The 13,601-nt window shown below is 69.3% G+C and carries 13 protein-coding genes; 7 read left to right on the top strand and 6 right to left on the bottom strand.

From position 1 onward, the window contains the following. Window positions 1–125: 125 nt before the first annotated feature. Entirely contained in the window at window positions 126–1,082 is a 957-nt protein-coding gene (locus tag ACFE64_RS01775) for an isopenicillin N synthase family dioxygenase (protein ID WP_375390730.1), read from the top strand. A 31-nt stretch (window positions 1,083–1,113) separates the two neighbouring features. Here ACFE64_RS01775 and ACFE64_RS01780 read toward each other — a convergent pair whose 3' ends face one another. Together ACFE64_RS01780 and ACFE64_RS01785 are read right to left on the bottom strand one after the other, a co-directional pair. After that, complete coding sequence (locus ACFE64_RS01780) at window positions 1,114–1,560, bottom strand: YaiI/YqxD family protein (RefSeq protein ID WP_375390784.1); 447 nt, start codon at window positions 1,558–1,560, stop codon at window positions 1,114–1,116. Between the two features lie 5 nt (window positions 1,561–1,565). Then, window positions 1,566–3,236: a DEAD/DEAH box helicase gene (locus tag ACFE64_RS01785; protein WP_375390731.1), complete on the bottom strand. Its 1,671-nt coding sequence runs from the start codon at window positions 3,234–3,236 to the stop codon at window positions 1,566–1,568. A 180-nt stretch (window positions 3,237–3,416) separates the two neighbouring features. On the opposite strand from ACFE64_RS01785, the gene ACFE64_RS01790 reads away from it, so the two are divergent. The 4 genes from ACFE64_RS01790 (at window position 3,417) to ACFE64_RS01805 (ending at window position 4,435) form a co-directional block, all read left to right on the top strand. Continuing rightward, the gene (locus ACFE64_RS01790) at window positions 3,417–3,593 is read left to right on the top strand and encodes a hypothetical protein (RefSeq protein ID WP_375390732.1); all 177 of its coding nucleotides are present in this window, start codon (window positions 3,417–3,419) and stop codon (window positions 3,591–3,593) included. After that, window positions 3,590–3,877: a hypothetical protein gene (locus tag ACFE64_RS01795; RefSeq protein ID WP_375390733.1), complete on the top strand. Its 288-nt coding sequence runs from the start codon at window positions 3,590–3,592 to the stop codon at window positions 3,875–3,877. The genes ACFE64_RS01790 and ACFE64_RS01795 overlap by 4 nt, the downstream gene beginning before the upstream one ends. Before the next feature lie 135 nt (window positions 3,878–4,012). After that, entirely contained in the window at window positions 4,013–4,183 is a 171-nt protein-coding gene (locus ACFE64_RS01800; protein WP_375390734.1) for a hypothetical protein, read from the top strand. Between the two features lie 63 nt (window positions 4,184–4,246). Next, window positions 4,247–4,435, top strand: coding sequence for a hypothetical protein (locus ACFE64_RS01805; RefSeq protein WP_375390735.1), 189 nt, complete (start codon window positions 4,247–4,249; stop codon window positions 4,433–4,435). Between the two features lie 89 nt (window positions 4,436–4,524). On the opposite strand, the gene ACFE64_RS01810 is transcribed toward ACFE64_RS01805, so the two are convergent. Continuing rightward, on the bottom strand, window positions 4,525–6,690 hold the full coding sequence (locus ACFE64_RS01810) for a sugar nucleotide-binding protein (protein ID WP_375390736.1): 2,166 nt from the start codon (window positions 6,688–6,690) through the stop codon (window positions 4,525–4,527). Window positions 6,691–6,799: 109 nt separating this feature from the next. Here ACFE64_RS01810 and glf point away from each other — a divergent pair, with 109 nt between their 5' ends. Both glf and ACFE64_RS01820 read left to right on the top strand, forming a co-directional pair. Beyond that, window positions 6,800–9,181 (top strand): UDP-galactopyranose mutase, encoded by a 2,382-nt coding sequence (gene glf, locus ACFE64_RS01815; RefSeq protein ID WP_375390737.1) that lies wholly within the window; start codon window positions 6,800–6,802, stop codon window positions 9,179–9,181. A 293-nt stretch (window positions 9,182–9,474) separates the two neighbouring features. Next, the gene (locus ACFE64_RS01820) at window positions 9,475–9,771 is read left to right on the top strand and encodes a hypothetical protein (RefSeq protein ID WP_375390738.1); all 297 of its coding nucleotides are present in this window, start codon (window positions 9,475–9,477) and stop codon (window positions 9,769–9,771) included. 89 nt (window positions 9,772–9,860) lie between these two features. Here the strand turns inward: ACFE64_RS01820 and ACFE64_RS01825 are convergent, their stop codons facing one another. The 3 genes from ACFE64_RS01825 to ACFE64_RS01835 all read right to left on the bottom strand — a co-directional run bounded on the left by ACFE64_RS01825 (window position 9,861) and on the right by ACFE64_RS01835 (window position 13,397). After that, on the bottom strand, window positions 9,861–10,976 hold the full coding sequence (locus ACFE64_RS01825; RefSeq protein ID WP_375390739.1) for a helix-turn-helix transcriptional regulator: 1,116 nt from the start codon (window positions 10,974–10,976) through the stop codon (window positions 9,861–9,863). Between the two features lie 81 nt (window positions 10,977–11,057). Then, a complete protein-coding gene (locus ACFE64_RS01830) occupies window positions 11,058–11,804 on the bottom strand; it encodes a dienelactone hydrolase family protein (RefSeq protein WP_375390740.1) in 747 nt (248 codons plus the stop codon). A 198-nt stretch (window positions 11,805–12,002) separates the two neighbouring features. After that, entirely contained in the window at window positions 12,003–13,397 is a 1,395-nt protein-coding gene (locus tag ACFE64_RS01835; RefSeq protein ID WP_375390741.1) for an MFS transporter, read from the bottom strand. Window positions 13,398–13,601: the final 204 nt, after the last annotated feature.

The raw sequence follows: 13,601 nt of genomic DNA on the forward strand, positions 1-13,601 counted from the left end.
CCGCCTTGAGCCGGCATCCGACACCGCACCGGCGTGACGACCATCGGGGTCATGACGAGGCCGGAGTTGGACCCGACGCTCCGGCCGGGGTGACGCCGGGGAGCGGCGGGCGTATGATCTTCCCTATGCTCGATACACCCCTCGCCGAAGTTCCCGCGCTCAGCCTCGCCGACCAGCTCCGCGATCCGGACGCGTTCGCCGCGGATCTGGGCGGCTCGTTCCGCCGCTTCGGCTTCGCGGTCGTCGCCGATCACGGCGTCAGCCAGGGCCTGATCGACCGCGCCTGGGCCGCCACCGCGGCGTTGTTCGCCTTGCCCGACGAGGAGAAGCGCCGCTACTTCGTCGCGGGCGGCGGCGGCGCGCGCGGCTACACGCCGTTCAAGACGGAGATCGCCAAGGGCGCCGATCATGTCGACCTGAAGGAGTTCTGGCATGTCGGCCGCGAGCTGCCGGCCGAGCATCGCTTCGCCGACGCGATGGCGCCGAACGTCTGGCCCGACCACCCCGAAGGCTTTCGCCAGACCTTCACCGAGCTGTTCGCCGCGTTCGACCGGGCGGGCGACCAGCTGCTGTCCGCCATCGCCCGCCATCTCGGCCTCGCGCCGGACTGGTTCGACGCGGCGGTGCGGGACGGCAATTCGGTGCTGCGCCTGCTCCATTACCCGCCGATCCCGGCCGACGCGGCAGGCGTGCGCGCCGGCGCGCACGAGGACATCAACCTCATCACCCTGCTGCTCGGCGCCGAGGAGGCGGGGCTGGAACTGCTCGACCGCGACTCCGGCCGCTGGCTCGCGATCAAGCCGCCCGAGGGCGCGATGGTCGTGAACGTCGGCGACATGCTCCAGCGGCTGACCAACCACGTCCTGCCCTCCACCACGCATCGCGTCGTGAACCCGCCGCCCGAGCGCCGCGGCCACTCGCGCTATTCCATGCCGTTCTTCCTCCATCCCGCGCCCGACTTCCTGATCGAGACACTGCGGGACACGATCACGCCCGAGAACCCGGATCGCTATCCGCAGCCGATCACCGCCCACGATTATCTCCACGAGCGGCTGAGGGAGATCGGGCTCGTCAAGAATTAGGCCGACGCGACGCGCACCGGGCGGCCTGCGGTCACTGCCGGGCAAGCCGGTCCAGCGCCGTATCGAGAGCCTGCAGGAACCGGGACCGATCGGCCTTGGTGAACGGCGGCGGGCCGCCCAGCTGGTCGCCGCCCGCGCGCAGGTCCGCCATGATCGCCCGGGTCGCGATCGCCGCGCCGATCGAGCTGGCGGTGAACGGCCTGCCGTTGGGCGAGAGCACCGTCGCACCTGATTTGATGCAGCGGTCCGCCAGCAGGATGTCGGCGGTGACGACCAGCACGCCGGCACCCGCACGCGCGGCGATCCAGTCGTCGGCGGCGTCGAACGCATCGCCCACCACCACGCGATCGACCAGCGGGTGCGCGAGGACGCGGAACGGGCTGTTGCTGACGATCGTCACCGGCGTGTCGCGGCGGAGCGCGACCTTGTAGATCTCGTCCTTCACCGGGCAGGCGTCGGCGTCGACCAGGATGCGCACGCCGCTCACCGGCGATGCTGATGCGGCCGCTGCTGCTTGCCGGTGGCCCGCGGCGCGGCAGGCGTGGCGCCCTCGACGACCCGTTCGATCCGGACGTTGCTGCCGTCGTCGTTGCCCGCCTTGGCGGTGCGCGCCACCGCGGCGTCGAACCTGCCCGCGATCGCCACGGGGATCTGGAAGCGGGTCTCGCCCGGGCCGATGCGGATCGCGCCCACCTCGTTGCGGGTGATGTGACCCCGGCGGCAGAGCAGGGGCAGCAGCCAGCGCGGATCGGCATTCTGCCGCCGCCCGATGTCCATGCGGAACCACACGGCATCGTCGAAGCCGGGCCGGTGCCCTTCCGCCGGCGCCGCGCGACGCACGTCCGGCGTCGCCTCGATCAGCTCCTCGGCGGCGGGAAGCGCGGCGCGGTGGGCGCGGACGAGGGCGGCCGCGATCTCCTCCGGCGTCCGCTCGGCGAGCAGGCGCGCGCCCAGGGCGCGATCCTCCTCCTCCGTCTCGACCGGGGCGAGCAGCGTCGTCAGCAGCCGCTCGCGATCGCGGGCGCGGATATCCGCCGGGGTCGGCACATCGATCCATTCCGCCTCGATGCGCGCGCCGCGCAGCGTCGCCTCGACGCGGCGGCGGCGGGGATAGGGCACGATCAGCACGGCCGTGCCCTTGTTGCCCGCCCGGCCGGTGCGGCCCGACCGGTGCTGGAGCGTCTCGGCGTCGCGCGGCAGCTCGACATGGACGACCAGGCTGAGCGTCGGCAGGTCGATGCCGCGAGCGGCGACGTCGGTCGCGACGCACACGCGCGCGCGGCCGTCGCGCAGCGCCTGCAGCGCCGCGTTGCGCTCGTTCTGGCTGTGCTCGCCCGACAGCGCGACCGCGGCGAACCCGCGTTCGACCAGGCTCGCATGGAGATGACGCACATTGTCGCGCGTGGCGCAGAACAGCATGGCCGTGTCCGCCTCGTGGAGCCGCAGCAGGTTGATCGCCGCGTTCTCGATGTCGGCCGGCGCCACCGTGACCGCCTGATAGGCGATGTCGCCATGCCCGCGATCTTCGCCCACCGTCGAGAGGCGGAGCGCGTCGCGCTGGTAGCGCCGGGCCAGCGCGACGATCGGCTTGGGAATCGTCGCCGAGAACAACAGCGTCCGCCGCTCGCCCGGCGTCGCATCCAGGATCTCTTCCAGATCCTCGCGGAAGCCCATGTCGAGCATCTCGTCCGCCTCGTCGAGCACGGCGACCCGCAGGCCGGAGAGGTCGAGCGCGCCCCGCTCCAGATGGTCGCGCAGCCGGCCGGGCGTGCCGACCACGACATGAGCGCCCTGCCCCAGCGCGCGCCGCTCCTTGGCGGCGTCCATGCCGCCGACGCAGGTGGCGATCCGCGCGCGCGCCGGCGCGTAGAGCCAGGCCAGCTCGCGACTGACCTGCAGCGCCAGCTCGCGGGTCGGGGCGACGACGAGCGCGAGCGGCCGCTCCGCCCGCGGCAGCGCCCCGTCTTCGAGCAGCTGGTCCGCAAAGCCGAGCCCGAAGGCGATGGTCTTGCCCGATCCCGTCCGCGCCGACACGACCAGATCGCGCCCGTTCGCCTCCGGGGCGAGCACGGCCGCCTGGACCGGGGTGAGCGTGTCATAGCCGCGCGCGGCGAGCGCCTCGGCCAAGGGCTGCGGGATCTGCGGAAGGGACATGAAGGCATATAGATGGTCAGGCGGAGACCATGGCACAACCCATGGAGCGGGCCGTGCCATCCCGACGGCGGTGGCATTTCATCGCGCAATGCCTATATCACGACCATCGCTGCCAGAGGTCCGTAGGCGGCCGCGACTGAGAGACCCGGAGTGCTCCCGCTTACGACCGAGGAGCCGGATATGGGCCTGAACTATCTTCTGCATCGCCATCAGGTTTCCCTGATGAACGCCGATGCGGCGGCGTCCGGCGAAGCGCGGATCAGCCACCGTGGTCTCGTCACCGGCTATGCCCAACAGATCGACGAGCTCGTTCGCAAGAAGCGGTCGACGAGCACCCCGCTGGTGCCGCTTTCGTGAGCGACGCGGCGCCGTCGGCCGGAGCGAACCGCTCCCCATCGCACACACAGCGGTTCCGCAGGAACGGTGGTCCCGTGCTGAGCGTGGATCAGAAGCGTCGCCAGGCGAGCGTCACGGCGGCGGCCTGGAAGACGTTCGGCGCGCGCGATCCGATGATCGCGTTCCTGAACACCGTCGACGAACGGCTCGGTGGCCGGCCTCTCGATCTGGCGGTCAACGGCGAGGACGGCCTGAACACGGTCCTGGCCGAACTGCGCAAGGTGCCTGCCGGCGGGATCGCCTGACCCGCCCTCCCGATGCGATGGCGCTCGGCGGGCTTCGCGAGGAACGGTCGATCGCGTCGAACCTTGGGCCATTCGGACGACGATGATGTGCCCGATCGGCGTGGTACGGCGTTGTGTCCGCACGAGGAGGTCACAATGTCCGCAACCGATCCCACCGTTCCGAGCGACGACGACATCGTTCGTCTGGCGCAGGCCGAGCGCGACGCCGGCGTTCCCGACGTCCAGGTCGCGCAGGCCGCTGCGGAGGCCGAGAAACGGCTCGCCGCCCGAAACGGTGAAATCGACAGCGGGGCTCACCCGAGCTGACCGGCCGTGTTCTCACGTTTCAAGATGGGGTAGTCGAACCCTGGTGCATCGATGGAGACGCACATGAAGGTAGTTCTGCAGGTGCTTGGTGCGGCCGCCATTCTCATCGGCCTGCTCTGGATCGGCCAGGGCACGGGCGTGGTGAGATGGCCCGCCTCCAGCTTCATGATCGATCAGCGGCCCTGGGCGATCCGCGGTCTCGTGCTCGCAATCGTCGGCCTGATCCTGGTCTGGTTCTCCCGGCGCCGCTGAGACAGTCAGGCTACGTCCGCGTCGAGCCCGGCAGCGACGGAAAACACCCGGCGAGGGCCGGCCGAGCACAATGCTGCAAGCCCCCCGATCTACGCTGCGCGGGAACGCACGCCGACCTGGCGGCAATCGTGAGCGAACCGTTCGATCGCGGCATCGAGCGATCGCGGCAATGCCCCCCGTCCGCTGGCCAGCGCGGCGAAACGGGGGCGCGGCGCGAGCCAGCCGAGCGCGGCCCCCGGCGTCGGCTCGATCAGGTCGGGGGCCAGGCCGCACGCCGTGGCGATGCGGACCGCGAACTCGCTCCAGCTGACCGCCTCGCCGCCGGACAGGTGCCAGATGCCCTCGGCGCCGTCGATCAGCAGGTCGAGCGCGGCCTCGACCAGCGCCGGCACGAAGGTCGGCGTGACGATATGATCGGCCGCGGCGGCGAAGGATCGCCCTTGCGCCAGCGCCTCGACCACGCCCATCGCGAAATTATGGGCATCATGGGGTGAGAAGAAGGCGGCGGTGCGCACGATCAGCGATCCCGGCAGCCCCGCGCAGCCCGCCTCCAGCGCCGCCTTGCTGCGGCCATAGGCGTTGAGCGGGCGCGGCGGGTCGCTCTCGACATAGGCGCGCGATGCCGTGCCGTCGAACACCAGATCGCTCGAGACGTTCAGGCAGGCGATGCCCCTGGCCGCGCACGCCTCGGCCAGCGCCACCGCCCCCGTCGCGTTGACGCGATGGCAGGCCGCCTCCTCGCGCTCGGCATCGTCCACCCGCACCCAGCCGGCGGCGTTGACCACGCCCCAGGGCTGCAGCGCGGCGAGCGTGTCCGCCAGCGTGGCGGGGCGTTCCAGATCGAGCGTGTCGCGGCCGACGAGCCGATGGCGGATACCGCGGGCCAGGCATCCCCGCGCCAACGCCCTTCCCAGCGTGCCGGTCGCGCCACAGATGAGCAGGGTCGGCTCCGTGCCGTCCGCCCTGGTTTGCGCCGCGCCCGCCGGTCGCGCCAGCGGCCGATAGATCAGGCGGTCCGGCCGCCGCCACCAGCCGGGCTCGGCGGTGACGGGATGGCGCGGCGCTCCGCCGGGCAGCCCGCGCCATAGGGTGGCCAGCGCGGTCGGACGCGGCGCGCCGGTGCTCGCGTCGAACACGCCGGGTTCGTAGGTCCCCCCGCCGGTCAACAGCGTGTTCCAGCCATGGCTGCCGAGCAGCGACCAGGCGGTCACCGCGCGCACATCGACGCCCTCGGCGCGCAGCGCCGTCGCGGCATCCCAGCCTTCCGCGACCCAGCGCAGTTGTTCCTCGCGCGTCGAACCGTTGTGCAACTCGGTCAGCGCCAGCGGCACCGCGTAGCGCTGCCACGCCTCGCGCAGCGCGCCGGCCACGCCGGCGGGTGGTGGATCGAGCACCCGAACGGCCTCCACATCCGCATAGGCGGTACGCCCATTGCCGCCGTGCGTCTGCGGCGGATAATGCTGGAGCCGGTGATCGAGGAAGCGATCGCTCGTGAGATAATGGTTCACCCCGACGATGTCGGGCGGGCAAGGATCGTCGGCGATGGCGCGCAGCCGGTCGCCCAACCCGAAGCGATCGAGCCGCTCCCACAGCGGGTGCGCGCGCGTCACCCGTCCGAACAGCAGGTCCCATCCCGCCCAACGGCGCAGATTGTCGAACGCCGCCTGGCCAGCCAGGGGCGCGGTGGCGTAGGTACGGCCGAGATCGTCGGTCTGGATCAGGCGCGACGCCGGATTGACCCGCCGCACGGCGCGCATCGCCAGCCGCGTACCGTCCACCTGGTTGAGCAGCGCCCGCCAGAAGCCGGGCTCGCTGCGACCGTGGGGGTACCAATGCCCGTACAGAGCCGAAAACCGGGCCGTCGTCAGCGGTTCGTTGATCGGCGTCCACTCCTCGATCCAGGGATATCGCGCGGCGACCTGGCCGGCATAGCGCCCCAGCTTCGCGGCGAACGCGTCGTCCAGCAGGTCGGTATGGCGCGGGCCGCTGCCGTGATGGACCAGCCCGGCGATGGTCCGGATGCCGAGCTCCCGGAGCCGCCGGAGGCGTTCGTCGCACCACCGCCAGTCGGGCCGGTCGGGATCGGCAGGCGCCACCCGCTCCCACACGATCGGATAGCGGACGGCGGCGAGACCCAAGCCGGCGAACAGGTCGAGATCGTCCGCCCGGTCCTGATGACCGCTCAAGCGGCACTGATCGACATAGCTGCCGCCGACGCGGTTGACGGTGCATTCCGGACCGCCCCAGAGTTCCATTTCTGTCATCCCCGCATCATGCTCCCCGAGGACGGTGCTGATCCATGTTGTAGATCAACCGCTTGCCGGAACAAGACGGTGATGCTTCTGTTTTCCTTTCTGAGCAATGATGAAGAGGGACAGAGTGAAAGATCAGCTGCCGACATCGGTCGATCCGCGTTTCCCCACTCAACGCCGCGACCGTCCGACCCTGATCTGTTTCAGCCATCTGCGCTGGGCTTTCGTGTTCCAGCGGCCGCAGCACCTGATGACGCGGTTCGCCCTCGCCAACGACGTGATCTTCTGGGAGGAGCCCGAGTTCCGGGCGGGACTGGGAGAGGCGCGTCTGCGCCGGCACGTCTGCCCTCACAGCGGCGTCGTGGTGCTGACGCCGGAGTTGGACGAGCGGTTGCGCGGGTGCGAGGACGAGACGCTGGCCCGGCTGCTCGACGAAGCGACGGCAGCCGTGCGGGGAACGCTGGTCCGCTGGTATTACACGCCGATGATGCTGTCATGGTCGGACCATCTGCGCGCCGATTGCATCGTCTACGACTGCATGGACGAGCTGTCGGCCTTCAAGAATGCGCCGCCCGAGCTGCTCGCGCACGAGCAGCGGCTGATCGAGCGCGCCGATCTCGTCTTCACCGGCGGCACCAGCCTGTATGAGGCGAAGCGCCGTCGTCATTCCAACGTCCATGCCTTTCCGTCGAGCATCGACGCCGCCCACTTCGCGCGCGCGCGAGGCGCCGTGAACGCACCCGCCGACCAGGCGGCGATCCCCGGCCCGCGGCTAGGCTTCGCCGGCGTGGTCGACGAGCGGATGGATCTGGCGCTCCTCGCCGAGCTGGCCGATGCGCGGCCCGGATGGTCGATCGTCGTGATCGGTCCGGTGGTGAAGATCGGCGAGGACGAATTGCCGCACCGCGCCAACATCCACTATCTCGGCGGTCGGCCCTATGCGGCGCTGCCCGACTATATGGCCGGCTGGGACGTCGCGCTGATGCCGTTCGCGATGAACGAGGCGACGCGCTTCATCAGCCCGACCAAGACGCCGGAATATCTGGCCGCCGGCTGCCCGGTGGTGTCCACCCCGGTCATCGACGTGGTGCGGCATTACGGCGAGCTCGACGCGGTCATGATCGCCGATACCGCCGACGCGTTCGTGGCCGCCTGCGAACGGGCGCTCGACATGCGTCGTGAAGGCCTCGCCTGGCGGGGCGCGGCCGACGCGCAGCTGGCGCGGGGATCGTGGAACAGCACGGCGCTGGAGATGGCGGCGCTGGTCGACGCCGCGATCGCCGGGCGGGGCCGCCACGAACGCGTCGTGTCGCCCACCAGCTGGCCTCCGGTGCGCGATCGCTATGACGTGATGGTGGTCGGCGCGGGCTTCGCCGGCGCGGTGATGGCCGAGCGGCTGGCGTCCGACGGGAACAAGCGCGTGCTGGTCGTCGACCGACGGCCCCATATCGCGGGCAACGCCTACGACCATCACGACGCGGCGGGCATCCTCATCCACCAATATGGGCCGCACATTTTCCACACCAATTCGGCCGATATTTTCGATTACCTGTCCCGCTTCACCGAATGGCGTCCTTACGAGCATCGCGTGCTGGCCGATGTGGCGGGGCTGCGAGTGCCGATGCCGATCAACCGCACGACGCTGAACGCGCTGTACGGGCTCGACCTGGAGACGGAGGCGCAAGTCGAAGCCTTCCTCGCCGCCCGCGCCGAACCGGTCGACCCGATCCGCACCTCGGCCGACGTGGTCATCTCCCAGGTCGGCCGCGACCTCTACGAGACGTTCTTCCAGGGCTATACCCGCAAGCAATGGGGCATGGACCCGTCGGAGCTCGACAAGTCGGTCACGGCGCGCGTGCCGACGCGCACGAATGCCGACGACCGCTACTTCACCGACCGCTTTCAGGCGATGCCGCGCGACGGGTTCACGCGCATGTTCGAGCGCATGCTCGATCACCCCAACATCGATCTGCTGCTGGGGGTCGACTATGCCGACGTGCGGGACGCCTATCCGCACGATCATCTCGTCTTCACCGGGCCGATCGACGAGTATTTCGACCATCGTTACGGCCGGCTGCCCTATCGCTCGCTCCGCTTCGAGCACCGGACACTGGCTGAGGAGTGGCACCAGCCGGTCGCGGTGGTGAATTATCCCGATGAGGCCACCGCCTTCACGCGAGTGACCGAGTACAAGCACCTGACCGGACAAACCGCGCCCCGCACCAGCGTCACCTACGAGTTTCCGAGCGCGACGGGCGATCCCTATTACCCGATCCCGCGCGACGAGAACCAGGCGTTGTACAAACGCTACGAGGCGCTGGCGCTCGCCGAGCCGGACGTGAGCTTCGTGGGCAGGCTGGCCACCTACCGCTACTACAACATGGACCAGGTGGTCGGTCAGGCGCTCGCAACCTATCGACGATTGTCCGACAGCTTGCGGACGGAGCGGCCGGCGGTCACCGCCGCGATGCCGGCGCGACGAGCGACGGCCTGACGGTCGGCGTCCGCCGCCGGCCGCTGGTTTCCGGCATTGGATCGGCAGGTAATCTCCGGGCGAAGCGTCGAGACAGCAATTGTGCTGTCCAGTCGGTTGGTTGATCGGCCGCGTAGACCTAATTCAACGAGTGAATGCTGGTATATATCGTGAGGCCCGCAACGAAGTCGTTAACCTGCCGTTAAGCATCTTCTCGATGGATCCACGTAATTATCAGGATAGGAACTATTTTAACTTTTGTCCGTTAAGTTGTCCTAAGCGCGAGAGGTATTCTCATGACGCGATGGTCAACATTGCTGTTCCTTGGTGCTGGTCTTGCGATCGCCGTACCATCAACTGCCACGCCTTACGGGCCCGATCGGTCGTTAGCCGCGACGGCCGGCGAGTTCGGCATCACGGCATTGGACGATGGTGCGCTCGATGCGCAAACCGCACGAGCCCTGCCGGTCACCAGGACGTCCAAAAGCATGACCGATCAGTACAGCCAAACGCTGTTGCAGGATGTCGGACAGGATAGTCGCATCGCGCTCGACAATTGGTGGGCACAGACCGGTGCCGCCCTCATCGTCAACAACATCCTGCAGCAATGATCCACGGCAGGTCCACGGCCTGTGCGGACCCGTATCAGGCCAGGAAAAACTGGCGCGTTCGGCCTTCAAGCTTCCTGGATCCTGAGCGATTACCCCTGAACCGCTGAGAACCGTATCGGGCTTGATCGATCCTTAGGATTGGCCAGCTCAAACTCCAGATCGTCGGACGTGCGCATCAGGCTGACCAGGATGAGCCGGATCAGGTCCGGCTGTCGGCTTACGCCCATCTTCGAGAACACCGAGCGCAGATAGCCTTTGGCGGTCTCGCTCTTCAGCCGCATGCTGGTCGTGGCCTCCTGCAGGGTGCGTCCCGAGGCAAGCTGATAAGCGAGTTCCGTCTCGACGCGCGTCAGCCCGTAGGCGCGGCACACCGCGGCTGTCAGGTCCTTGATGTCCATGTCGGGATCGACCGCGAAGACGATCGCGCCGACCTCGCCTTGCTCGGTGGTGGTGAACGGCGAGGGGACGATGGAGATCGTGAGCGGCGCGGCACCCTCGCGCTCGACGATCAGCAGCGGCAGGGTCTTGTTGTCGCCGCCGGCATCGATGACGTGATCCAGCGCCGCTTCCAGCGCCACGTTGTCGGCACGGCCGCTCGCGTGCAGCCGCCGCCGGTGCTCATACAGGCCATCGCGCTTTTCCAGCAGCCCGCGCCCGGCGGTGTTGGCGAAGGCGAGCTCGCCGGCCTTGGTCACCAGGAAAATGGCCAGACCGACACGGTCGAGCGCCGTCCGCAGGATCTCGACGTCCCGCCGGTACAGCCGGTCCTGCTGCCATAAGCGGAAATAGCCGATCGCGAAGGGCCTGCGCGCGAGATACGCGGCTTCGGCGACCGCCCGCGCCTCGTCGTCGAGCGTCGCGAAGAACACCGTTATCACCAGCCGGCTGTGGCCGGGCACCTGTCGCACCGGCATCGCGATGCCGTGATACGCGCCCGGCTCCAGCCCGCCCATCACCCAGATGTGATGGTCGGGATGATCATGTCGCCAGTCCAGCGATCCGGCCAGCAGCAGGCCGATCGTGATCTGCGCCAGTTCGTCGCCGTCCGCGTAGAGCACCTCTGCCGGACGCCCGGTGGGATGAAGCGTGAGGACGGATCCCGTGCCGCCCAGCGCTCCGACGACCTCCGCCATCACCCGCGCCAGCTCCTGCGCCGGCGTGAGCCCCTCGCCCGGATGCAGGTGGGAAAACCGTCTGTCGAGCATCGGCGATCGCTAACCCATTGCGGCCGGGATAAATAGTCCCCGACTGCACGACCCGACGCGGGTTGGTCGAACAGCGCCGGTTCAGCCCCGGACATGCAGGGTGCGGTCGAACAGCGTGAACAGCTCCGCCCATCCCCGTTCGGCCTGAACCTGATCGTACACCGCGAAATCCGGCTTCATCCAGCCGTGCGCGGCGGGATAGGTCTCGGCGCGGTAAGGCACACCGGCGGCATCGAGCGCGGCCTCGAACCGGGCCGCCATGTCGGGCGGATAGCTGGCGTCGTCCTGCGCGGCGGCGATATACAGCTCGGCCTGTAGCCTGGGCGCCAGCAGGTGCGGGCTGGTGGGGGCGTCGGTCGCCAGCCGGCCGCCATGGAAGCTCGCCACCGCGGCGAACCGGTCCGGATAGGTGCCTGCCGCCGCGATCGCCATGCCACCGCCCATGCAGAAGCCGACCGCTCCCACCCGATCGCCGGCGACGTCATCGCGGCCGTCCAGATACGCGAGGAACGCCGCCGTGTCCGCGGCCGCCTTGTCGTTGCCCGTCGTGGCGATCAGTGGCCCCAGCGTTGCGCGGAAATCGCCCGCGAACACCTCCTTGGGCACGAACGGGCCATAGGGGCCGTGCCGGTAGAACAGGTCGGGCAGCAGCGCGACATAGCCGCCGTCGGCCAGCCGCTGCGCCATGTCGATCACCGCCGGCCGGATGCCGCCCGCATCCATGTACAGGATCACCCCCGGCCACGGCCCCTGCCCGCTCGATGGCGTGAACAGGTGGGTCGGGCATTCTCCGTCGGCAGTCCGGATGATCGGTCGTTCATGCGCCATGACGGGCTCCTTCGAGACGGACGGAAACGCGCCGGTGTCGGTCGGCGACATGGCCAAACCTCGCCATCAAGCTTCCCGGACGCCGGTCGCCGCCGCTCGCGGCAAGTGGCGTGGCTGAACGATCGCAACGACCCGCGCGGGGCCGGCTGCAAGAGCGGCATCGGTCAGGATCGGCCGGCCCGGGCGAGCGAAGCGCGGTCAAACCGTGGGGAGGCGGGCATCGCCCGTGAGCGTCTCGAGCGAGGCGGCCCGATCGGCCTCGGCGTCGAGCACGGCGTCGCGCTCGTCGAGCCGGCGACGGATGTCGGCATGCCGCTCGGCATTGAGCGAGTAGCCGATCATGCAGACCGCGCCGAGCAGGACGAACGAGATCGGGCCGACCAGATAGACCAGCTCCAGCCGATGGATCGCCGCGGGCGTATTGACCGCGCCCTCCTTCGCCACATAGCCGACGTGCGCCAGGACGGAGAAGGACAGGCCGATCGACAGGGCGCCGGTGATCTTGTTGGTCATCGTCGTCATCGCATAGAGCAGCCCGGCGCACTCGCGTCCGCGCTCGAGCCGGACCTCGTCGGCGATGTCGGCGGTCATCGCCCGGGTGGTCGCGGTGAAGCTGGAGGCGAAGAACCCCGCCAGGAACAGCATCAGGCCGAACGCGGCCATGTTGCCGCGCGGCAGCAGCATGAAGCTGACCTGCACCAGGGAAAAGCCGATGCAGCCCACGATCAGCGCGCGGTGCTTGGACAGGCGCACGGCCAGCTTCGCCATCGCCGGCGCGCCGGCGATGCCAGCGATGATGTACGCGCCCAGCAACATGCTCGCCTGGGCGGTGGTGAAGCCGCGGCTGGCGGTGAAGAAGAACAGATAGGTCGCCGCCATCCAGCCCGGCCCGAGCGAGACGCACAGATCGGCGAGCAGCAGGCGCGCGAACGACGGCCGGGCGAGCAGCGCGGCATAGTCCCGGAACCGGAAACGGTGCGTGCCGGCATCCGGCGCGATCCGCTCGGGCGTGCGCCACAGCATGATCCCGACCGCGATCGGCGTCGCCGCCAGCACGAACCAGCCCATCGCCGGGACGGCGCCGGCGTCGGCATGGTGCGCCGAGTTGACGACGGTGATGACGATGATCGCCGCCGCCCCGATCACGCTGACCGCGGTGACCAGACCGAACAGGCGAGAGCGCTGGTCGTAGCGCGGCGCCAGCGTCGACGCCCAGGCGAGGTGCGCGACCGTCAGGACCGACATGCCGAGATACAGCACCAGCAGCCAGCCGATCAGGTAACCCTGGGTGATGCCGGGATCGGCGAGGAAGACGAAGCTGACGCCCAGCATCAGCAGCGGCACCCCGGCGATGATCCATGGCCGGTAACGACCGATCCGCGTCCGCGTCGCGTCCATCATCCAGCCCAGCAGCCCCTCCACCGGAATGTCGATCATCCGCACGGCGAAGAAGGCGCCGCCGACCAGGGCCAGGTTGAGCCCGAGATGGCCGGCGATGTGGCGGGGCAGGTAGACGCTCACCGCCAGCAGCACGGCCGCCACGGGCAGGCCGGTCAGCGCGAAGGCGAACCGCGTCGGAAACGTCAGCGCCACCGATGGTCGCCTCGGCGTCGTCGCCGCGGACGGGGTGGATGCCGAGGCGCGGCCCGTGCCGGCCAGAGAAAGCGAACGACCGCTCATAGCTCATCCTCTCGTGACCGGCCGTTGCCGGTTCGTTGAGGACAGGCTGGAACCCCGGCCGTCGAAAGTCCAGCCCAAGTGACGGTTCGGGCCGGAATTATTCCATACCGGACAATC

Source organism: uncultured Sphingomonas sp., from assembly GCF_964250165.1.
Lineage (GTDB): Bacteria > Pseudomonadota > Alphaproteobacteria > Sphingomonadales > Sphingomonadaceae > Sphingomonas.

Bases quoted from the DNA above. Each gene is read 5' to 3' on its own strand.
- ACFE64_RS01790 (WP_375390732.1), top strand. From the start codon at position 3,417: ATGGGCCTGAACTATCTTCTGCATCGCCATCAGGTTTCCCTGATGAAC.
- ACFE64_RS01785 (WP_375390731.1), bottom strand. From the start codon at position 3,236: ATGTCCCTTCCGCAGATCCCGCAGCCCTTGGCCGAGGCGCTCGCCGCG.
- ACFE64_RS01810 (WP_375390736.1), bottom strand. From the start codon at position 6,690: ATGGAACTCTGGGGCGGTCCGGAATGCACCGTCAACCGCGTCGGCGGC.
- ACFE64_RS01805 (WP_375390735.1), top strand. From the start codon at position 4,247: ATGAAGGTAGTTCTGCAGGTGCTTGGTGCGGCCGCCATTCTCATCGGC.
- glf (WP_375390737.1), top strand. From the start codon at position 6,800: ATGAAGAGGGACAGAGTGAAAGATCAGCTGCCGACATCGGTCGATCCG.
- ACFE64_RS01800 (WP_375390734.1), top strand. From the start codon at position 4,013: ATGTCCGCAACCGATCCCACCGTTCCGAGCGACGACGACATCGTTCGT.
- ACFE64_RS01825 (WP_375390739.1), bottom strand. From the start codon at position 10,976: ATGCTCGACAGACGGTTTTCCCACCTGCATCCGGGCGAGGGGCTCACG.
- ACFE64_RS01830 (WP_375390740.1), bottom strand. From the start codon at position 11,804: ATGGCGCATGAACGACCGATCATCCGGACTGCCGACGGAGAATGCCCG.
- ACFE64_RS01775 (WP_375390730.1), top strand. From the start codon at position 126: ATGCTCGATACACCCCTCGCCGAAGTTCCCGCGCTCAGCCTCGCCGAC.